Origin of the sequence: Flagellimonas hadalis (assembly GCF_007785775.2) — a bacterium.
Classification (GTDB): domain Bacteria; phylum Bacteroidota; class Bacteroidia; order Flavobacteriales; family Flavobacteriaceae; genus Flagellimonas; species Flagellimonas hadalis.
Genome location: NZ_VNIK02000011.1, coordinates 1 through 21,017, shown reverse-complemented (window position 1 = coordinate 21,017; position 21,017 = coordinate 1). Strand labels below are relative to the sequence as shown.

Below are 21,017 nucleotides of genomic sequence, written 5' to 3'. Positions count from 1 at the left end.
GGAGAATCTTCCAAAAAGTAAAAAGACGCCTTTGGGCGCCTTTCTTTAAATGTCAGTTCGAGCGCAGTCGAGAACCAAAAGACATCTCGACTGCGCTCGATGTGACAATACTCTATAAGTTAGGGATCACCAACACCTGATCGGGATGGATCACATCCGGGTTTTTCAGGATGTTTGTGTTCGCTTCAAAGATTTTGTTGTACTTCATGGCATCCCCATAATAGTGCTTCGCGATCTTGCTCAACGATTCCCCACTTTTCACGGTATGCCTGTGGTAGACCGAGTCGTCCGCCACAGTGATGTTGGCCTTGATGTCCAAAGGTTTCTCGCCCCCAATCTCCTTTATCTTGTCCCACAGGATGTTCTTTTCATAAGGTGTGGCGGCCACTCCCTTGATTTTTAGGACACCACCGTCCTCGGTGACATCACCATCCTTTATGTTCAGTTTGAGACCGAGGTCCAGAACAGGCTGATACTTTGCTTTTGCGCTCATGTTTTTCTTATTTTATAGTTAACAATTAGAACCCTCAATATAACCATAATGCCCTTATTTTACCATTAAATTATGGTAATACTTTCTTTACGTCAACCTTCGGTGCCATAGGCTTTGTGAATCAATAAATTAATTGTATTTTTGCACACCTTTTTGGCAAGGAAGCAAGAGGAAAAGGGAACAGGAACATTTTTAAAAACCACTTTCGCGGTGATTGTCCAACTCTTGTAAAGCGCGGAATACAAATTTGAATCAGCACATGGCTGAAGAAAAAACAACCGTTGAGGCAACAGAAACTGCCGCAGCACCAGAAGTAAAAGAAACACAGCCCAAACAAGATCCACAGGAATTCCTGGCCAATTTTGATTGGGACAAGTATGAAGAAGGAATTGAGCGCGTAGATGACAAGAAGCTCAAGGAATTCGAGACCCTTGTGGAGGAAAATTTTGTGGACACTGCCGATGAGGAAGTAGTCGAAGGAAAAGTGGTGCACATGACCGACCGTGAGGCCATCATCGACATCAATGCAAAATCCGAAGGGGTGATCTCCTTGAACGAGTTCCGTTACAACCCCAACCTAAAGGTTGGTGACAAGGTTGAGGTACTCATAGATATCCGTGAGGACAAGACCGGTCAATTGGTGCTTTCCCACCGAAAGGCAAGGACCATCATGGCTTGGGATCGCGTCAATGCCGCCCATGACAAGGAAGAAATCGTACAAGGTTTCGTAAAATGTAGGACCAAAGGTGGTATGATCGTTGACGTTTTCGGAATCGAGGCGTTCTTGCCAGGTTCCCAAATCGATGTGAAGCCTATCCGTGACTACGATCAATACGTAGGGAAGACCATGGAGTTCAAGGTAGTGAAGATCAACCACGAGTTCAAGAACGTAGTGGTTTCCCACAAAGCCCTGATCGAAGCGGACATCGAAGAACAGAAGAAAGAGATCATCGGCCAATTGGAGAAAGGTCAAGTATTGGAAGGTGTCGTGAAGAACATCACTTCGTATGGTGTGTTCATCGACCTAGGTGGCGTGGACGGTTTGATCCACATTACCGACCTTTCCTGGAGTAGGATCAACCACCCCAACGAAGTTGTTGAGTTGGATCAGAAACTGAACGTGGTTATCCTTGACTTCGATGACAACAAGTCAAGAATCCAATTGGGTCTTAAGCAGTTGGAGAAACACCCATGGGATGCCCTTGGGGATGAGATCAAAGTAGGTGACAAAGTAAAAGGTAAAGTAGTGGTGATTGCCGACTACGGTGCCTTTATCGAAGTTGCTGAAGGTGTTGAAGGTCTGATCCACGTTTCCGAAATGTCCTGGTCAACGCACTTGCGTTCTGCCCAAGACTTCGTGAACGTTGGTGACGAGGTAGAGGCCGTTGTCCTTACCTTGGACAGGGAAGATCGTAAAATGTCTTTGGGTATCAAGCAATTGACCCCAGACCCATGGACCGATATCACTTCCAAATATCCAGTGGGATCCAAGCACAAAGGGATCGTTCGTAACTTCACCAACTTTGGCGTATTCGTAGAGTTGGAAGAAGGAATTGACGGGTTGATCTATATCTCCGACCTTTCTTGGACCAAAAAGATCAAGCATCCATCCGAGTTCGTTACCGTTGGTGACACCTTGGAAGTGGAAGTTCTTGAGTTGGATGTGGAAGGACGCAAGTTGAGCTTAGGCCACAAGCAGACCACAGAGAACCCTTGGGACAAGTACTCCGAGGAGTTTGCTGAAGGAACCATCCACAAAGCTGCCATTGCAGAAGTAGTGGACAAGGGAGCTACCATCAACTTCAATGAGGATATTGTTGGATTTGTTCCACAACGCCACATGGAAAAAGAAGATGGCAAGAAATTGGTGAAAGGTGAAGAAGTAGAGTTCAAGATCATCGAGTTCAACAAAGATTTCAAACGAGTTGTGGCCAGCCACACCGCTATCTTTAGAGAGCAAGAAGAGAACAATGTAAAAGCGGCCAAGAAGAGGTCTTCCTCTTCCGATGAGGCGGCACCCACCCTTGGTGATGCCAACTCCCAGTTGCAAGCATTGAAGGATAAAATGGAGGCCGATTCCAAGAAAAAGTAATCCGGTTTTCCTTAAAACAAAAGCCCCACTGGAAACAGTGGGGCTTTTTTTGTGTCGTTGCCATTCTAAAGAATTGTTTACTTTTGCATACAACAGAGTCGGTCGCACAACCTATGAGCCAAAAAGTACTTCTCACTTCAAAGGAAATCAACATCATACTGCACCGGCTGGCCTGTCAGCTATTGGAAAACCATTTGGACTTCACGGATACGGCACTCATAGGCATTCAGCCAAGGGGCGTATTTTTGGCCGAAAGGTTGGCCAAGATCCTGAAACAGGAGTACGAGGTGAAGGACATTTCCCTAGGTTTTTTGGACATTACCTTTTTTAGGGACGATTTTGGACGCGGGGAGATCCTAAAGGCCAATACCACTAAAATGGACTTTCTGGTCGAGGACAAAAAAGTGGTTTTCATTGATGATGTGCTGTACACGGGAAGGAGCATAAGGTCTGCCCTCACGGCAATACAATCCTTTGGAAGACCGAAGAGCATCGAACTGCTCACCTTGATCGATAGACGTTTCAGCAGACATTTGCCCATACAGCCCAATTACAGGGGCAGGCAGGTGGACGCCATCAACGAAGAAAAAGTGAAGGTGATGTGGGAAGAAAATGACGGGGAAGATATTGTATATTTAGTAAGCAAATAGAACAATGAGCGAATTGAGTGTAGATCACTTGCTGGGAATCAAATATCTGAACAAGAAGGATATAGAGCTCATTTTTGAAACAGCGGACCATTTCAAGGAGGTCATCAACCGATCCATAAAAAAAGTGCCCACCCTTAGGGACATCACCATTGCCAACATCTTTTTTGAGAACAGCACGCGGACACGGCTTTCCTTCGAGCTGGCCGAAAAACGTTTGTCCGCCGATGTGGTCAATTTTTCCGCGGCCCAGTCCTCAGTGAAAAAAGGGGAGACCCTCATCGACACGGTGAACAATATCCTCTCCATGAAAGTGGACATGGTAGTGATGCGGCATCCCAATCCCGGAGCGGGCATATTCCTTTCAAAGCACGTCAAGGCAGCCATAGTGAATGCAGGCGACGGGGCACACGAGCACCCTACCCAGGCCCTTTTGGACTCTTTTTCCATACGGGAAAAACTGGGCGATGTCGGTGGGAAGAACGTGGTCATTGTCGGGGACATACTGCACTCCAGGGTGGCCCTTTCCAATATCTTCGCATTGAAACTGCAAGGGGCCAATGTCAAGGTCTGTGGCCCTAGGACCCTTATCCCCAAGCATATTGAATCTTTGGGTGTCACTGTGGAAACGGATTTGAGAAAGGCCCTGCAATGGTGTGATGTGGCCAATATGCTCCGTGTCCAGAACGAACGGATGGACATCAGTTATTTTCCCTCTACCCGCGAATATACCCAGCAATTTGGGGTGAACAAGGAGCTGCTGGACAGCTTGGACAAACAGATTGTGATCATGCACCCGGGGCCCATCAACCGTGGGGTGGAGATCACAAGTGATGTTGCGGATTCCGACCAGTCCATCATTCTCCACCAAGTGGAGAACGGAGTGGCCGTCCGCATGGCAGTACTCTATTTATTGGCATCAAAAATTAAGTAAGATGATTTTCGACAAAGAAGGAACTACCACCATTGTTTTTCAGGAGAAAACCTCGCTTTCCACCTTTATGGCAAACCTGAAGAACGCCTACCCCAAATTGAAACACGACAATATTGTCGTCAACCTGTTTTCTTTCAATAAACTCACGGCCAATGACATCTTGGAGTTTTTGGACATTTCGAATACGCATAAGAATTCCGGAAAATCCTTTGTTTTAGTTACGGACAAGGTTTCCTATGACGAGACCCCCGATGAGATAAGCTTGGTGCCCACCTTACAGGAGGCCAAGGACCTCATTGAAATGGAGGAAATAGAAAGGGATCTGGATCTATGAGGTTGACCATTCTAGGTTGTTATGCAGCGACACCAAGAACGTTTACCAATCCCACCTCCCAGGTGCTCGAAATACAGAACCATCTTTTTTTGATCGATTGTGGCGAAGGCACCCAGGTGCAATTGCGAAAGTATCGGGTCAAGTTTTCCAGGATCAAGCACATTTTTATATCCCATCTCCATGGCGATCACTTTTTTGGCTTGCCCGGGATGATATCTACCTTCAGGCTTTTGGGACGGGAAACAGAACTGCATGTTTACGGACCCAAGGGCATCAAGGAAGCCATTACTCTTTTTTTGAAATTGGGCGATTCATGGACCAATTTTCCCTTGATTTTCCATGAGATCGAATCAAAGGAAACAGCACTTTTGTTTGAGGATGATAAAGTGAGTGTGCATACCATCCCGCTGGACCATAGAATCTACACCAATGGGTTCCTGTTCCGGGAAAAAGAGGCCCCCCGCACTTTGGATGTGGAGGCCGCCAAACTTTTTGGAGTCGATAGGAGCCAATACATCAAAATTAAGGAGGGTGCCGATGGGATTTCCAAGAACGGCAATATAGTTCCCAACGTGAAACTCACCTTGGACCCACCAAAACCGAAAAGCTATGCCTATTGTAGTGATACGGCCTACAAGGAAAGTATACTACCGTTGATAACTAACGTCGACGTGCTCTATCACGAGTCCACTTTTTTGGAGACCGAGGCCCATCTCTGCGAAAAGACCAAACATTCCACGGCCAAACAAGCGGCCCAGATTGCCCAGCAGGCCCAAGTGGGATGTCTGGTTTTGGGACATTATTCCACAAGGTACAAATCCATCGAACTTTTTAAGGAGGAAGCGCAAGAGGTATTTTCAGAGGTGGAATTGGCAGACGATGGAAAGGTTTTTGAATTCTGATACATACAGCCTGTAAAGCAACCATTCCCAGATATTTGCATCTTAGGGTAAAATCTGTTGCTCATGAAAAAAACCTTCCTTGCAAGTATTTGCACCCTATTTGTCTTAATGGTATCCTGTAATGACAATGATGATGATTATGGAAAAAGTTCAGTGGCCGATCTGTTGGGCCAATGGAGCGACACTTTCGATCAAGGTGATGGAAAAAGAATTTCTTCCTATACATTTATGGAAGACTCAACTTATGAATTCAGATCGGATTCCTTTGGGTTTAATGGAAAACCCTTAACAGAGCTCACTGGTTTTTCAGAAATTTCAGGTGTTTTTGAAGTTGAAGGGGACAGTTTGATTTTACGGGCAACACAATCCGAAGGATTCTTCAAAAGTAAGTTTTGGATAAAGGGCGATGTGCTCCATTTGGAATATATTTCATACCCAGCCGATGCTCCCGTGCTTACCCAGATGGAGTACGATAGGGTGGATTGACCATTGCCATTCCTACTTTCCATTGATTGAAATAAAAGTATTCTTTTTTACCGTTCTATCTTTTGTTGAGATTTGAATTTTGCCGAAATTCACATCATGCAAAAAGACCTTGGCAATTACAGGAAATCCTACGAAAAAAGCGAGCTGACCGAAGGTTCCATCAAAGAGAACCCTTTAGAGCAGTTCCAAAAATGGTTTTATGAAGTGGAAGCTTCTGATGGGGTGGACGAACCCAATGCCATGACCGTTTCCACAATAGGTATGGACGGGTTTCCCAAGAGCAGGGTCGTGCTAATGAAAAAATATACCCACGAAGGGTTCATTTTCTATACCAACTACAACAGCGAAAAGGGGCGTGCCATTGCGGCCGATCCTTCGGTGTGCCTATCCTTTTTCTGGCCCAACATGGAGCGGCAGGTCATCATCAAGGGAAATGCGGAAAAAATAGCCGAAAACCTCTCGGACGGTTATTTCGAGTCCAGGCCACTGGGCAGTCAGTTGGGGGCCGTGGTCTCCAACCAAAGTGACGTGATCGGTTCCAGGGAAGTCTTGGAAAAGGAACTTGAAGCTTTGGAAAAGCAGTATGAGGGCAAACAGATTGAAAGACCCGAACATTGGGGAGGTTATTTAGTAAGGCCCATTTCCATTGAATTTTGGCAGGGAAGGCCCAATAGGCTACACGATAGGATCAGATATACCCTTCAGGAAGACCATGACTGGAAAATAGAACGTTTGGCACCCTAAGTTTTACTAAGCCAAATCGCTCTGGATTGAAAAATCCATAGGCTTAAAAATAATTCTGTCTACCAGCAGATCGGGAAATTGTAAACCGTTGTTAAGTTACTTAGTTATTTGGAGCATAGTTTTAATAACTCGATAATATATAACTTAACAACTTTTGTGATGATACTATTGGTGGCAACTGGGAATTTTGCAACAAAGTGTATGGTTTTTAATTAATGATTTTGACCAATGAAACAATTGATATTGATGAGGCATGCAAAATCCTCATGGGACTACGAGGTCTCCGATAAGGACAGACCTTTGCTGCAAAGGGGCATCAACGATGCACATTTGGTGTCCAAAACATTCAAGGCCCATGCTCCGAAACTGGATTTTATCTATTCGAGCCCGGCCATCAGGGCGCTCCATACCAGTATGATTTTTGTTCGCAACTTTGATTATGACCTGGCCCATTTCAGGGTGGACAAATCGTTGTATGACTTTTCCGGGGACAGTGTGCAGCGTTTTGTGGAACAATTGGACAATGGCTTGGAGACAGTGGCCCTATTTGGCCATAATTATGCCTTCACTTCACTTGCAAATGCTTGGGGAGATCAGTATATTGACAACGTTCCCACTGCTGGACTGGTACACATTACATTTGGTGTGGACGATTGGTCCAAAATTTCCAAGGGCACCACAAAACAAATGGTCTTTCCAAAACAGTTGAGATAATAGATGATAAAAACAAAGAACGAATATATAAACAGGGAAATCAGTTGGTTGCGTTTTAATGCCAGGGTGCTCCAGGAGAGCAATGACAAAAGGGTGCCACTGATTGACCGGCTGCGGTTCCTGGGAATTTTCAGCAACAACTTGGATGAGTTTTTCAAGGTAAGGTATGCCACCGTGAAGCGAATTGTGGATGCAGGGAAGACCGGAAAAAGTGTACTGGGAGGGGAAAGGGCCAATGACCTTTTGGAAGAGATCACCAAAATAGTGATAGACCAACAGGCACGCAGCCTTGAAATTTTCAATGCCATTGAAAAGGAGCTACGATCGGAAAATATCTTCATCATCAACGAAAAAGAGGTAAGCGAGAGCCAAGCAGAGTTCATACGCGACTATTATTTCAAAAAGGTGAACCAAGAACTCATGACGATTATTCTCAATGATCTTACGGAATTTCCATTGCTCAAGGACACGGCGGCCTATTTGGCGGTCAAGATCGTCATGAAGAACGGTTCCGGGCAGGGCAGGCACAACAGATATGCCCTGATCGAGATCCCGAAGGGAATCGATCGTTTTGTGGTCCTTCCCAAAGAAGGGGAAAAGAACTACATCATCATTTTGGACGACCTTATCCGCTTCTGTCTGGACAATGTCTTCACCATGTTCGAGTTTGAGTCCATATCTGCCCACATGATCAAGATCACCAGGGATGCCGAGCTGGATATCGACAACGATCTGAGCAAGAGTTTCATCGAGAAGATTTCCTCCAGTGTGGAGCACAGAAAAATTAGCGACCCCGTCCGTTTCGTTTATGACAAAAAAATAGACAAGGATACCCTCCAGTTCCTGAAGGAGAAAATGGACATCATGGGCACGGATAGCGTGATCCCAGGGGGACGCTACCACAACAGGCGTGATTATATGGGCTTTCCCAGCTTGGGCAGACACGATCTCATGTATGAGAAAATCGAGCCGCTGCCCGTCAAAGGACTGAGCATGAAAGGGAGCCTTTTGGAAATGATTGCCCACAAGGACTACATGATCTATGCCCCGTACCATACGTTCAGCTACGTGACCAAGTTTTTGCGGGAAGCCGCCTTGGATCCAAAGGTCCGCAATATCAAGATCACCATATACCGATTGGCCAGCGATAGCCAGATTGCATCGGCCTTGATCAATGCGGCAAAGAACGGTAAGCACGTGACCGTCCAGATTGAGCTACAGGCAAGGTTCGATGAACAGAACAACATCGAGTATGCCAACTACCTTCAAGCTGAGGGCGTACACCTAATTTTCGGGGTGCCCGGATTGAAGGTGCACAGCAAGATCTGTATGATAGAACGCGAAGAGGGGCATGGCATCAAGCGGTATGGATTTATCAGTACTGGGAATTTTAATGAGTCCACGGCCAAAATCTATACGGATTATACCCTTTTCACGGCCCACGAAGGCATTTTGAAGGATATGGGCAAGGTTTTTGATTTTTTTGAAACCAATTACAAGATCAACAAGTACAAGCACCTTATCGTTTCCCCACACTATACCAAGTCCACCTTCATCAAACTCATCGATAAGGAGATCAACAATGCCAAGCAGGGAAAGGAGGCCTACATCAAAATAAAGATGAACAGCCTTACCTCCTATAAAATGGTGGACAAACTCTATGAGGCGAGTAGGGCAGGGGTGAAGATCCAGATGATCATCAGGGGCATTTGTTGTCTTATTCCCGGTATAGAGGGCATGAGCGAGAACATTGAGGCCATCAGCGTGGTGGACAAGTTCTTGGAACACCCAAGGTCGTTCATTTTTGCCAATGGTGGTAATCCCAAGGTCTATATCTCCTCTGCGGACTGGATGACCCGGAACCTTGATTTCAGGGTCGAAGTGGGCTGTCCCATCTATGATGAGGACATCAAACAGGAGTTGTTGGATACCTTTGATATTTCTTGGAGGGACAATATGAAGGCCCGTGTGCTATCGGCCAAGCAGGACAATGCCTACCGCCAAAAAGCGAAGGGAGAACCTGGATTTCGGTCACAGATAGAGATGTACCATTACTATCAAAAAAAGTTGGAATCCTAATACCGTTTGAATTTGGTCATACGCAAATTTGCCGCAATAGACATTGGATCCAACGCCATAAGGTTATTGATCAACAATGTCATTGAACAGGAGAACAAGCCCCCTGCCTTCAAAAAAAGTGAACTCGTACGCGTGCCTGTACGTTTGGGCGAGGATGCCTTTCTTAGGGGAAAGATTTCTGAAAAGAACCAGAACCGATTGATCAGTACCATGAAATCCTTTGACCTGTTGATGCAGGTATATGGCGTGGAAAAATACATGGCCTGTGCCACTTCTGCCCTTCGGGAGGCAAAGAACGGACGTGAAGTCGTGGAGCGGGTCAGGAAAGAGGCTGGAATGAAAATAGAGGTGATCGACGGGAAAAAGGAAGCTCTCATCATAGCATCCACCGATTTAAAGGACATTATCAAGAGCGACAGGATGTACCTCTATGTCGATGTGGGCGGGGGCAGTACCGAGTTCACCATTTTTGATAAAGGGAAACCAGTGATGTCCCATTCCTTTAAGATCGGTACCGTACGTATTTTGAGCAATCTGGTGGATGACACCGTTTGGGAGGAAATCAAAACGTGGATCAAGACAAACCTGCCCATTGATGGAAGGGTGGAGATCATCGGTTCTGGAGGAAACATCAATAAGCTCCATAAAATGTCCGGCCGGAAAATAGGCCAGCCCTTATCCTACATCTGGCTGAACGCGCAATACCACTTTCTGAACAGTATGGCCTATGAGGATCGTATTTCCGAATTGGGCCTTAACCAGGATAGGGCGGATGTGATCATCCCCGCGACCAAAATATTCCTGAATGCCGCAAAGTGGAGCAAGGCCAAAAAAATCCATGTGCCCAAAATCGGGCTGGCCGATGGGATGATCAAAACGCTATACTACCAATAGTGCGGGAGCTACCCGTGCATGGTCTCTTTTTTTCCGAGGTTTTTCATGAGTTCCGCTTCATGCTCCAACAGGGCCTGCCATTTTTGGTCCACTTCCTTTTTGTCCCCATATTTTCGGGCAAAGGCCAGGAACATGGTGTAATGATTGGCTTCGCTGACCATTAGGTTTCGGTAAAAATCAGCAAGCTCTTTGTCCTGGATCTCTTCGGAAAGTAAACGGAAACGTTCACAGCTTCTGGCCTCGATAAGGGCCGCGTAAAGCAGTTTGTGAACCAGATGGGTCTCCCGGCTTCCACCTTTGGGGAAGAATTTCATCAGCTCGATCACATATTCATCCTTCCGCTCACGGCCCAACACCCAGCCTCGGTTGAGGATTTTGTCATGGACCATGTTGAAATGCCCCATTTCCTCCCTGGCCAAAGCCGTCATTTCCTTTACCAGTTCCGATTTTTCCGGAAAACCGATGATCAGTGAAATGGCAGTGCTCGCCGCTTTTTGTTCGCAGTAAGCGTGGTCGGTAAGGATTTCTTCAATGTTTTTTTCAACGATGTTCACCCATCTTGGGTCAGTCGGTAGCTTAAGGCCTAGCATGCGTATATGTTTGAAATTTTGAGCTATAAAGATACGAGTATTGCGGCAGTATGCTTAGAAATCCAGGTCGAACTCTTTGCGGAGCAGGTCAATGGCGGGATTCTTCTCCCTTAATTTTTCATACTTCTCCTCTGGGGTGAAGGCAAACTTTTTGGCGACCTCCTCGTTTACCGTAATGTGTAGGGTGATGGAATAATTGTTGAGTTTTTGCTTCAGATAATCCATCATCAAGCTTTGTTCCCGTTCCACCTCTTTTTTCATGGTGCTGTTGGGAAGCTCTATCCAAATGGTATTCTCGTTTTTAAGCTTGGGGACATCGGCATTCAGGTTGCTTGCCAATATTTTTCGTCCTTGATTTTCCAACTCGTGGACGAAATCATCCCAATGTTGCTGCATGTCCTCTTCAGAAAAGGGATCCTTTGGAAGGTCTTCCTCGGAGATTTCCGAGGTTTTATTGCCCTCATGTGCCTTTTTGACCTTGATGCTAGAGAGGGAAAGGCCAGAAACCCTTTTCTCTGGACCCTTGATCTGGATTTTTTTTGTAGGTTCATAGGCCTCCTGGGGTTCGGCAACAGCTTCTTCTTTTACTGGTTCACTTACCGGCTTTGGTGTGGCATCTAATGTATTCTGGGCTGTCCCGTTGTTCTGTGGGATAGGCGTTCCTTTTTTTTGAGGGGCAACATTTGAAAAATGCGAGGCCGGAATTATGAAATCAGCGTTTTTTTTTTCTCCATCGAAAGTGATGGAGGCCAATTTCATTAAGGTAAGTTCTACCAACAACCGCTGGTTTTTGCTCACCTTGTACTGAAGGTCGCAATCATTTGCCATTTCGATGGCCTTGAGCAGAAAATCCTTTGGTGCTTTTCGAGCTTGTTCCTGATACTGTTTTTTTACATCGTCCCCAACTTCCAAAAGATTGAGGGTATCAGGGTGCTGGCAGACCATCAGATCCCTAAAATGCGAGGCAAGGCCCGTTATGAAATGGTGCCCATCAAATCCAAGGGACAGTGTCTTGTTGAACAGGAGCAATAGTTCTGGAATGTTGTTTTCCAAGATCAGGTCCGTAGCTGAAAAATAAATATCATAGTCCAGCACGTTCAGGTTCTCGGTGACCGCTTTCCGTGTCAATTGTTTACCGGAAAAACTTACTACCCGATCAAAAATGGAAAGGGCATCGCGCATGGCGCCATCCGCCTTTTGGGCGATGATGTGAAGTGCACTTTCTTCGGCCTCCACACCTTGTTGCTCTGCAATGTACTTGAGGTATTCCGAAGCATCTTTTACTGTGATCCGTTTAAAATCAAAGATTTGACATCGGGAAAGGATGGTAGGGATGATCTTGTGCTTTTCTGTGGTGGCCAAAATGAAAATGGCATGCTTTGGGGGTTCTTCCAAGGTCTTCAAAAAGGCATTGAAGGCCGATTGGGAGAGCATATGCACCTCGTCAATGATATACACCTTGTATTTGCCCACTTGTGGGGGTATGCGGACTTGGTCTATCAGGCTTCGGATGTCATCCACGGAATTGTTGGAAGCGGCATCCAGTTCAAAAATATTGAAGGCAAAGTCTTCGTCCTCCCGTTCCGTACCATCTTGGTTGATTTTTTTGGCCAAAATACGGGCACAGGTGGTCTTCCCGACCCCCCTTGGTCCGCAGAACAACAGGGCCTGGGCCAGATGGTTGTTCTCAATGGCGTTCAGCAGGGTATTGGTGATGGCCTCTTGGCCTACCACATCCTTGAATGTCTGGGGACGGTATTTTCTAGCGGATACTATAAAAGGTTCCAAAGCGGGAAAATTGAGATACTACAAATATAAAAATAGGAACGGGCAAAGCCATTGGTATGTGAGTTGGATACCCTTTTTTTATTAACAATTGGATTACCTTTGCGGGAGCAGGCCACCTTATCGTCCCGATTGTATCGGGGAGGAAAGTCCGGACACCATAGTGCAGCATAGCGGGTAACGCCCGTCCGTCGAGAGGCGAGGACAAGTGCAACAGAAAGCAAGTACAGTTCGGCTGTAGTGAAATCAGGTAAACTCTATGCGGTGAAACGCCATGTAAACCAATGTTCGAGGGCTGCACGCCCGAGTTGGAGGGTAGGCGGTTGGAGCCTTTGGGCAACCAAAGACCTAGATAAATGATAAGGGGTCCCGAAAGGGATTACAGAATCCGGCTTATGGCCTGCTTTTTTCTTCAAAAAAGCTAAAAATACTCCCTCCGTATTTCCGTTGCTCGGAAAAATTAGGGTGCGATGAAAGGTTTGTTTGGTCCGAATGTTCCACAATCAGCAAACCGTCTTCCAACAACAGTTCCCTTTCCAGTACCAAATCGACAATCTTTACAAATTGGGCTTGGTCAAAGCTATAGGGAGGGTCCGCAAAAATGATGTTGAAGTTTTCAGGGGTCCGTTCCAAATACTTGAACACATCGGATTTTATGGTATCGATGGGAAAGTCCAGTTCTTTTGCGGTCTTGGAGATGTATTGCACGCAACCGGGAAAGCTGTCCACGGCAATGATTTCCCCGACATCCCTGGAAGCAAACTCAAAACTGATATTGCCCGTGCCCGAAAATAGATCAAGGACCTTGAGCCCTTCAAAATAATAACGATTGTTCAATATATTGAACAAGCCTTCTTTGGCCATGTCCGTGGTGGGCCTGACCGGTAGCTTTTTTGGGGCAATCAATCTCTTGCCTTTGTGTTTTCCTGAAATGATCCGCATCAAAGGGCACTTAATATGGAAAAATCGATGACCTCGTTTTCCAGTTCTTCCAAAGGAAAGGAAGGGCTATTGGGCACAAAAACGGACACCTGCCCAATATATTGATGGCAAAGTTCATAAATGGGGTCACCTTCTTCAACAGCTCCGAACATTTTTAGCTGTACCTTTCCAAGGTCCATCTGCAATTGTTCCAGGCTGAACAGGAGGTAATACAGAAAATCATTGGGTATCTTGTATTCAAATTGGTTGTAAAAGAGAAGTTTTTTATCGGAAACGACCATGACCTCCATCTCCTTTTCCGAAACCTGTACATAGCATACGGGACCGGCTACGGTCCTGCCTTCATTCAGTAGCGCAGAGATAAGTACGGTACCACTATGCTTGAACTCAAACTCACCAAAAAGGTCAAAAATATAGTTGTTGATGTTGGTGTAGGGGATATAGACGTTGACAATGTCCTGATTGGGGATTTCGTCATAGGCTATAAGGTCGTTTGCCATGATTTTGGCATTGAACTTCAGGTAGTTCGGAAGTTCTTCTTTATTGAAAAAAGGTTTTGGGACCAGCCCGAACATATTGTTTTTATGGATGACCAACACCTCGGAAAAGTTGTTCCCCACATCGCCGCTCTGACCTAGTTTCGCCTTGAGTTCCTTGAGCATCAGATAAGGGGTGGACTGCGCTTTGAAGGTTGTTTTCTCGAAGGCGAGTATTTTGTGGGTAATGGTGTCCGTTACACAAAAAGAAAGTCCATTCAAGCCAGCTTGAATGGACAATTTTCTATGTGTGTTATTTTCTTTTGACTGTTCTATATCAATTGTCTTTTCTGTCATAGATAGGTGGCCAGTTACCATTGGTGCTCACATCGTTCAATGACCCTACCTTGATCTCGGTGCCGTTTACTTCCTCAACACTCTGTAGGGTATTTTCCCTAGCTACCAAATCCGCAGGTTGATCGTACAGCACAACATTTTTCTTGACTTTTGCCTCGAAAACAGGAGCTTTGTACCCACTCTTGTCAATGATTTTTGCTTCCATTTCAAACTTTTCGCCATTTTGGGCGTAAGGAACGTTCATCATGGTCTTGTATCGATCATCGGCACCAAAAAGGGAATCTTTTACTTTTACAGTTCCCAAAGTGTCGATGATGACGGTATCTTGTTGCATATCAATCTGATAGGCCTTGTCGTACCTCATGAATGAGGAGTCTCTTTGGGAGGTGATGGTATAATTGCCGGTATCGATGAACTGGATCAGGCTCTCAAAATTGTTGGCATATTTTCCATTGACCATTTTATAGGCTTCTTGCGAATCCCTGATGTCCTTTAGTTTGGCAATAATTTTGGAAAATCTTTCTTTTCTTACTTTGTTGAACTCGATGGGAGCATTAATGGATTGATAGATTTTGTAACCGAGAAAAATACTCAAAAGCGCAAATACGATGACCAGTACGGGCTTTATTTTTTGGGGTAAAAATCTGTCAATCAAGAATACAAGCCCTAGGGTCACAAGGCATATTAATACTACAATAAGAATTAAGTTTAACATATCTGATACTGTCTTTCAAAGTTAATTTAGTGGTTACTGACAAATCTACAATTTTTTTTTATTCAGGAAACTTTTTGCTTTAAAAAACCATGCTATCTTTAAAAGCGATGAAGGATATGAATGCACTCGAATTTCTAAGGATTTTAACTGAAAAATTTCCACATGAACCTACCCCAAAGCAGGCCTTGGCCTTGGAAAAACTATCCAGCTTTGTCCTAGAGGCAAAAAGGGACAGGGTGTTTCTTTTGAAGGGTTTCGCAGGTACGGGAAAGACGACCTTGGTGGCCACCTTGGTCAGCAGTCTCTGGAAAGTGAAGATGGGTTCCATATTGATGGCCCCGACCGGTCGAGCAGCAAAGGTGATGTCCGTGTATTCTGGAAATCAGGCTTTTACCATTCACAAGAAGATCTATTTCCCGAAGAAGCAATCTGGGGGAGGCATCCAATTTGTCCTGGCACCCAATAAACATCGGAACACTATATTTATTGTGGACGAGGCCTCTATGATTCCTGACACGCCTGCCGACTCCAAATTGTTTGAAAATGGTTCACTCTTGGACGACCTTATATATTATGTGCACTCGGGACATAATTGTAGATTGGTCCTGATAGGGGATACGGCACAGTTGCCACCAGTAAAACTGGACATGAGCCCAGCGTTGGATGAAGACCGTTTGTCCTTGAATTATGATAAGGAGGTCGAATGTCTCGAACTGGACGAAGTGATGAGGCAGGCAGATGGCTCCGGTATCCTCCATAATGCCACCAACCTCAGGGAACAGTTACAGTCCCATTTTTTTGAAGATTTCAAGTTTGAGTTGGGTGGGTACAAAGACATCATCAGACTTATTGACGGGTCGGAGATACAGGAGGCCATAGACTCGTCCTACAGCCAGAGCGGAAAGGAAGAGACGGCAATCATTGTACGGTCCAACAAAAGGGCCAACCTCTACAACCAGAACATTAGGGAGCGTATCCTTTTTTTGGACAATGAGCTCTCGGTGGGGGATTACATGATGGTGGTGAAGAACAACTATTTTTGGCTCAGCCCCAACTCCGAGGCAGGATTCATTGCCAATGGGGACATCATAGAGGTATTGGAACTTTTTGCCATAAAGGAACTGTACGGATTTTTGTTTGCCGAGGTCAAGGTGAAGATGGTGGACTATCCCAATCAAAAACCTTTTGAGACCGTTCTTTTGCTGGACACCATCAATGCAGAGAGCCCCTCACTTTCCTATGAGGACGGAAACAGGCTCTACCAAGAGGTCCTAAAGGACTATGCCCATGAGAAAACCAAGTACAGACAGTTCATGGGGGTGAAGAACAACAAGTATTTCAATGCCCTACAGGTGAAATTTTCCTATGCCATCACCTGTCACAAATCCCAAGGGGGGCAGTGGGATACGGTATTTGTGGAGCAGCCCTACCTTCCGAACGGGGTGGACAAGGATTATTTGCGATGGCTCTACACAGCGGTCACGAGGGCCAAGCGGCAATTGTACCTTATAGGTTTCAAAGATGATTTTTTTCTTGATTAGGAATATTCTATTTTAGACATCGCCATGAACATTGAACCGGATACCATTATAAGTATATTTTTGGGAATAGGACTTGCGGCATCCGTTGGGTTCCGGGTGTTCCTGCCCCTGTTTGCCCTTAGTTTTGCAGCGTATCTTGGTGCTTGGGACCTCAATGAAAATTGGCAGTGGATAGGAAGCTTGGCAGCATTGATCACCTTTGGGGTCGCCACCTTGGTGGAGATATTCGCCTATTTTATTCCATGGGTGGACAATGCACTCGATAGTCTGGCCATTCCCTTGGCCGCGATTGCGGGCACAGCGGTCATGGTTTCCACCGTAGCGAATTTGGACCCAGTGGTCACATGGTCCTTGGCCATTATAGCTGGGGGAGGAACGGCCACCGCCATCAAAGGTGCAAATGCAGCAGGAAGATTGACCTCTTCGGCCACCACAGGGGGGTTGGCAAATCCTTTGGTGTCCACCATTGAGACAGGGGCGGCCGTTACCGTTTCCACGGCATCCATTTTGGTGCCCCCCATTGCAGCCATTTTGGTCATCATCATATTGGTGGGCATTTTTAGGATCTATAGAAAACTTCGACCCAAAAAATAACCGTCACGCAAAAAATAAGAGAAGTGAAAGTAATCTCCATGATACCGGCCCGTTACCAGGCCTCAAGATTTCCTGCCAAACTGATGCAGGATCTATCGGGAAAACCCGTCATAGTGCGTACCTACGAAGCTGCAATCAGCACCGGCCTTTTTGATGAAGTATATGTGGTCACCGACAGCCCTGTGATTTCCGAGGCCATATCGGAAGTGGGCGGAAGTGTCATCATGAGCAAGAAAAAACATGAAAGCGGCAGTGACAGAATCGCAGAGGCCGTGGAGGACATGGATGTGGACATTGTGATCAATGTGCAAGGCGACGAACCTTTTATAGACAAGGTAAGTTTGGAAAAGGTCATCCAGGTGTTCAAAAACGACCCGGATAAAGAAATCGACCTTGCCTCATTGATGACCCCCATAACCGATTGGGACGAAATATCGAACCCCAACACGGTCAAGGTCATCGTGGACAATCAAAGTTGTGCGCTCTATTTTTCGCGATCGCCAATTCCCTATCCCAGGGACATGGATGTCAAGGCACCCTATTACAAGCATAAAGGAATCTATGCCTTTCGCAAAAAAGCCTTGTTGGATTTCCAGCAACTGCCCATGCTGCCCTTGGAGGCCAAGGAAAAGATAGAAGCCATCCGGTTTTTGGAATATGGTAAAAAGATAAAAATGGTGGAGACCCATATCACAGGGATAGAAATAGATACCCCTGAAGATCTGGAAAACGCCAGAAGAGTATGGAAGTGAATTTCAAGGAAATAAAGGTCATTGGTTTCGATGCCGATGATACCCTTTGGGTAAACGAGACCTATTTTAGGGAAACCGAGGAAAGGTTCGCTGACCTTTTGGGCGAATATGAGACCAAGAACAAGGTGGACCAGGAACTCTTCAAGATGGAGATGGCCAATCTGGAAATCTATGGATACGGCATCAAGGGTTTTATGCTCTCCATGATCGAATCCGCATTGGACCTGTCCAATAATAAGGTTCCGCAGGAAACCATTTCAAAAATTTTGGAGCTGGGCAAAGAAATGATTGCCCATCCCGTGGAACTGTTGGATGGCGTGGAAGAAGTCCTTTCCAAATTGGGGGACAAGTACCGATTGATCGTACTCACCAAAGGTGACCTTTTGGATCAGGAACGCAAACTGGAAAGATCGGGGCTCTCCAAATATTTCCACCATGTGGAGGTCTTGAGCGATAAAAAGGAAAACAATTACAGTAATCTGTTGGAACATCTGAACATAGATGTGAAAGAATTTTTGATGGTCGGCAATTCCCTCAAATCGGACATATTGCCTATCTTGAACATAGGAGCCAAGGCGGTGCACGTACCATTTCATACCACTTGGGTCCACGAAATGGTCCCAGAAGAACAAGTAAACGGACATTTGAAACTGAACAGTCTCAGGGACATCTTGAAGTATTTGGATAACTGATGAACATAGAAAGCAATTTGAAAAAACAGATTATAACCCCTTTGAACAAGACCACATATAGAAACTTTCCCATGGTGCCCAAGGTCGTCTTCGGACCGGGGTGTTTTTCCCAATTGGGGGACATATTGTTACCCATGCGGAAAAGCTCGGAGGCCCCTTTCATTTTTTTGGTGGATGATTTTTTTGAAAACAAGGATTTTGCTGCGAGGGTCCCATTGATGCTGAACGATGAGATCATATTCATATCGGCCGAAGAAGAACCCAAAACGGAACAAGTGGATGCACTGGTCACCCAGATCAGGGAAAAATACGATGAGATGCCATCCGGAGTCATCGGCATAGGAGGTGGAACCCTTTTGGATTTGGCCAAAGCCGTGGCCATCCTTTTGAACAATAAAGGCTCCGCCAAGGATTACCAAGGTTGGGATTTGGTGCACAGACCCTCCATTTACCATGTGGGAGTGCCCACTATTAGTGGCACAGGGGCAGAAGTGTCCCGAACGACGGTCTTGCTCGGTCCTGATAAAAAATTGGGGATAAATTCGGACTATACCACCTATGACCAAGTACTGCTAGATCCCGATCTGGCCAAGACCGTTCCAAAGGAACAATGGTTCTATACCGGGATGGATTGTTTCATCCATTGTGTGGAATCGCTCACAGGGACCTATCTCAATGCTTTCAGCCAGAGTTATGGGGAAAAGGCCATGGAGCTTTGCAAAGAGGTATTTTTGGGAGATATTTCGGAGAGTGACTCCCGCGAAAAATTGATGATGGCCTCTTGGCACGGGGGGATGAGCATTGCCTATTCCCAAGTGGGTGTGGCACATGCCATGAGCTACGGACTTTCTTATTTGTTGGGAGTCAAGCATGGGTTGGGCAACTGTCTGGTGTTCCAGCATCTTGGGGAATTTTACCCAGAAGGAGTGGCCATTTTTGATCAAATGATACAAAAGCACGGTATAGCATTGCCGCAAGGCATCTGTGCCGATCTTACACAAAACGATTTTGATGTGATGATCAATGTGTCGTTGGGATTGGAGGCCCTTTGGGAGAATGCCTTGGGAAAAGATTGGAAGAAAATCATGACCCCTGCACGATTGCAGGCCTTGTACCAAAAGATTTAACCTGTTCAAAAGGGCAGGACGATATAGACCATGCGTAGACTGGCCAAGTTTATTTATTTTAAGGTCTTGGGTTGGAAGTTGAACGGCTCCTTCCCCCAAGTGGACAAATGTGTGGTCATTGTAGTGCCCCATACCCATTGGCTGGATTTTTTCCTTGGACTCGTGGTGCGAAAAGTTGTAGGGGAGGAAATCAATTACATAGCCAAAAAAAGTCTGTTCGCACCGCCATTCGGATGGTTTTTCAGATGGACGGGCGGAGCTCCGGTAGACCGTTCCAAAAACTCCAATATGGTAGAGAACATTGTCGCTATTTTTAATGAAAAGAAGATTTTTAGGCTTGCCCTGGCTCCCGAAGGGACCCGAAAAAAGGTGGAAAAGCTCAAAACCGGGTTTTACCATATTGCCAAAAGAGCACAGGTGCCGATTGTAATGGTAGCCTTCGATTTTGGAAAAAAAGAGGTGAAGATTGCAGAGCCGTTCTATCCAACAGATAACCTGGAGGTAGATTTTGGACAGATATATGAATTTTATAAAGGGGTGTCGGGCAAGGTAAGGGAGTACAGTTTTTTATAGGAATGTCATAACGCTTTTATATGAAAAATGTAAATTGACGGTTTTTGATCCACAGGCGCCATTAATCTTTTTGTACCTGTTGTTGGTCTAAAAAGTAAGGTTTCTAGTATGAAAATTGGGAATATTAACCATTTGTCACCAAAATGAAGAGGCCATGCCGAATAGGATTTCGATAAGGGCGGAAAAAGGACAGTTTTTTTGGATGGCAAGGCTTACGTAAAAATCAGAATAGAAATACTTCGATAACATAAAAAAAAGGAACAATGCAGATAAAGGAGAACAGTACGTTGTACGATGCGATCGTTGTCGGGTCGGGCGCTGGCGGCGGCATGGCGACCAAGGTGCTCGCGGACGCCGGGCTGAAGGTGGCCGTGGTCGAGGCGGGCCCGTTTTTCGACCCGGCGGACCCCGATCAGAAGACCCAGTTGCGCTGGCCGTACGAGTCGCCCAGGCGCGGGGCCGGTACGGTACGTCCCTTCGGGGACTTCGATGCGGCGTACGGTGGCTGGGAGATAGAGGGCGAGCCCTACACGCACAAGGACGGCACCAAGTTC

The 21,017-nt window shown here is 45.9% G+C and carries 22 protein-coding genes, 1 other RNA gene and 1 pseudogene; 18 read left to right on the top strand and 6 right to left on the bottom strand.

All coding sequences use genetic code 11. From position 1 onward, the window contains the following. Nucleotides 1-112: 112 nt before the first annotated feature. Nucleotides 113-493, bottom strand: a complete 381-nt coding sequence (locus FOT42_RS14270) for a LysM peptidoglycan-binding domain-containing protein (protein WP_151891213.1) — start codon at nt 491-493, stop codon at nt 113-115. A 259-nt stretch (nt 494-752) separates the two neighbouring features. Between FOT42_RS14270 and rpsA the strand changes: the two genes are divergently transcribed. The 10 genes from rpsA (at nt 753) to FOT42_RS14220 (ending at nt 10,319) form a co-directional block, all read left to right on the top strand. Next, entirely contained in the window at nt 753-2,585 is a 1,833-nt protein-coding gene (gene rpsA / locus FOT42_RS14265) for a 30S ribosomal protein S1 (RefSeq protein WP_151891212.1), read from the top strand. A gap of 113 nt (nt 2,586-2,698) precedes the next feature. Then, nucleotides 2,699-3,235 (top strand): bifunctional pyr operon transcriptional regulator/uracil phosphoribosyltransferase PyrR, encoded by a 537-nt coding sequence (pyrR, locus tag FOT42_RS14260; protein ID WP_151891211.1) that lies wholly within the window; start codon nt 2,699-2,701, stop codon nt 3,233-3,235. A 4-nt stretch (nt 3,236-3,239) separates the two neighbouring features. Further along, nucleotides 3,240-4,166: an aspartate carbamoyltransferase catalytic subunit gene (locus FOT42_RS14255; protein WP_151891210.1), complete on the top strand. Its 927-nt coding sequence runs from the start codon at nt 3,240-3,242 to the stop codon at nt 4,164-4,166. A gap of 1 nt (nt 4,167) precedes the next feature. Then, a complete protein-coding gene (locus FOT42_RS14250) occupies nt 4,168-4,500 on the top strand; it encodes a ribonuclease Z (protein ID WP_151891209.1) in 333 nt (110 codons plus the stop codon). Next, entirely contained in the window at nt 4,497-5,402 is a 906-nt protein-coding gene (locus FOT42_RS14245; protein WP_151891208.1) for a ribonuclease Z, read from the top strand. The genes FOT42_RS14250 and FOT42_RS14245 overlap by 4 nt, the downstream gene beginning before the upstream one ends. Nucleotides 5,403-5,465: 63 nt before the next feature. Next, nucleotides 5,466-5,888, top strand: coding sequence for a hypothetical protein (locus tag FOT42_RS14240; protein WP_151891207.1), 423 nt, complete (start codon nt 5,466-5,468; stop codon nt 5,886-5,888). 96 nt (nt 5,889-5,984) lie between these two features. Further along, entirely contained in the window at nt 5,985-6,632 is a 648-nt protein-coding gene (gene pdxH / locus FOT42_RS14235; protein ID WP_151891206.1) for a pyridoxamine 5'-phosphate oxidase, read from the top strand. A 228-nt stretch (nt 6,633-6,860) separates the two neighbouring features. Then, a complete protein-coding gene (locus FOT42_RS14230; protein WP_151891205.1) occupies nt 6,861-7,346 on the top strand; it encodes a SixA phosphatase family protein in 486 nt (161 codons plus the stop codon). A gap of 3 nt (nt 7,347-7,349) precedes the next feature. Next, complete coding sequence (ppk1, locus tag FOT42_RS14225) at nt 7,350-9,425, top strand: polyphosphate kinase 1 (RefSeq protein WP_151891204.1); 2,076 nt, start codon at nt 7,350-7,352, stop codon at nt 9,423-9,425. Between the two features lie 12 nt (nt 9,426-9,437). Then, the gene (locus FOT42_RS14220) at nt 9,438-10,319 is read left to right on the top strand and encodes a Ppx/GppA phosphatase family protein (RefSeq protein WP_151891203.1); all 882 of its coding nucleotides are present in this window, start codon (nt 9,438-9,440) and stop codon (nt 10,317-10,319) included. An 8-nt stretch (nt 10,320-10,327) separates the two neighbouring features. Here the strand turns inward: FOT42_RS14220 and FOT42_RS14215 are convergent, their stop codons facing one another. After that, complete coding sequence (locus FOT42_RS14215; protein WP_119619368.1) at nt 10,328-10,909, bottom strand: MiaE family protein; 582 nt, start codon at nt 10,907-10,909, stop codon at nt 10,328-10,330. Nucleotides 10,910-10,963: 54 nt separating this feature from the next. Then, nucleotides 10,964-12,697 (bottom strand): DNA polymerase III subunit gamma/tau, encoded by a 1,734-nt coding sequence (locus tag FOT42_RS14210; protein ID WP_151891202.1) that lies wholly within the window; start codon nt 12,695-12,697, stop codon nt 10,964-10,966. A gap of 104 nt (nt 12,698-12,801) precedes the next feature. On the opposite strand from FOT42_RS14210, the gene rnpB reads away from it, so the two are divergent. After that, an RNA gene (gene rnpB / locus FOT42_RS14205) (RNase P RNA component class A) lies at nt 12,802-13,105 on the top strand. Here rnpB and FOT42_RS14200 read toward each other — a convergent pair. The 3 genes and pseudogenes from FOT42_RS14200 to FOT42_RS14190 form a co-directional block, all read right to left on the bottom strand. Continuing rightward, nucleotides 13,100-13,636 (bottom strand): annotated as a pseudogene (locus FOT42_RS14200) (RsmD family RNA methyltransferase); the annotation flags it as partial. The gene rnpB and the pseudogene FOT42_RS14200 sit on opposite strands and share 6 nt — an antisense overlap. Then, on the bottom strand, nt 13,636-14,469 hold the full coding sequence (locus FOT42_RS14195) for a DUF3822 family protein (RefSeq protein WP_226789911.1): 834 nt from the start codon (nt 14,467-14,469) through the stop codon (nt 13,636-13,638). The pseudogene FOT42_RS14200 and the gene FOT42_RS14195, both read right to left, overlap by 1 nt. After that, a complete protein-coding gene (locus FOT42_RS14190) occupies nt 14,450-15,097 on the bottom strand; it encodes a calponin homology domain-containing protein (protein WP_192938414.1) in 648 nt (215 codons plus the stop codon). The genes FOT42_RS14195 and FOT42_RS14190 overlap by 20 nt, the downstream gene beginning before the upstream one ends. Nucleotides 15,098-15,300: 203 nt before the next feature. On the opposite strand from FOT42_RS14190, the gene FOT42_RS14185 reads away from it, so the two are divergent. The 7 genes from FOT42_RS14185 to FOT42_RS14155 all read left to right on the top strand — a co-directional run. Further along, nucleotides 15,301-16,725 carry an ATP-dependent DNA helicase gene (locus FOT42_RS14185; protein ID WP_417938400.1) on the top strand — a complete coding sequence of 475 codons (1,425 nt, stop codon included), beginning with the start codon at nt 15,301-15,303 and terminating at the stop codon, nt 16,723-16,725. A 30-nt stretch (nt 16,726-16,755) separates the two neighbouring features. Further along, nucleotides 16,756-17,319, top strand: coding sequence for a DUF4126 domain-containing protein (locus FOT42_RS14180; protein WP_151891297.1), 564 nt, complete (start codon nt 16,756-16,758; stop codon nt 17,317-17,319). A 38-nt stretch (nt 17,320-17,357) separates the two neighbouring features. Next, nucleotides 17,358-18,071, top strand: coding sequence for a 3-deoxy-manno-octulosonate cytidylyltransferase (gene kdsB, locus FOT42_RS14175; protein WP_192938413.1), 714 nt, complete (start codon nt 17,358-17,360; stop codon nt 18,069-18,071). Next, a complete protein-coding gene (locus FOT42_RS14170) occupies nt 18,062-18,763 on the top strand; it encodes an HAD family hydrolase (RefSeq protein ID WP_151891198.1) in 702 nt (233 codons plus the stop codon). The genes kdsB and FOT42_RS14170 overlap by 10 nt, the downstream gene beginning before the upstream one ends. Beyond that, entirely contained in the window at nt 18,763-19,890 is a 1,128-nt protein-coding gene (locus FOT42_RS14165; RefSeq protein WP_151891197.1) for an iron-containing alcohol dehydrogenase family protein, read from the top strand. Before FOT42_RS14170 ends, FOT42_RS14165 begins: the two co-directional genes overlap by 1 nt. 30 nt (nt 19,891-19,920) lie before the next feature. Beyond that, nucleotides 19,921-20,463 (top strand): 1-acyl-sn-glycerol-3-phosphate acyltransferase, encoded by a 543-nt coding sequence (locus FOT42_RS14160; RefSeq protein WP_151891196.1) that lies wholly within the window; start codon nt 19,921-19,923, stop codon nt 20,461-20,463. Between the two features lie 263 nt (nt 20,464-20,726). Further along, on the top strand, nt 20,727-21,017 hold a 291-nt coding region (locus tag FOT42_RS14155), incomplete at its 3' end, for an FAD-binding protein (protein ID WP_151891195.1).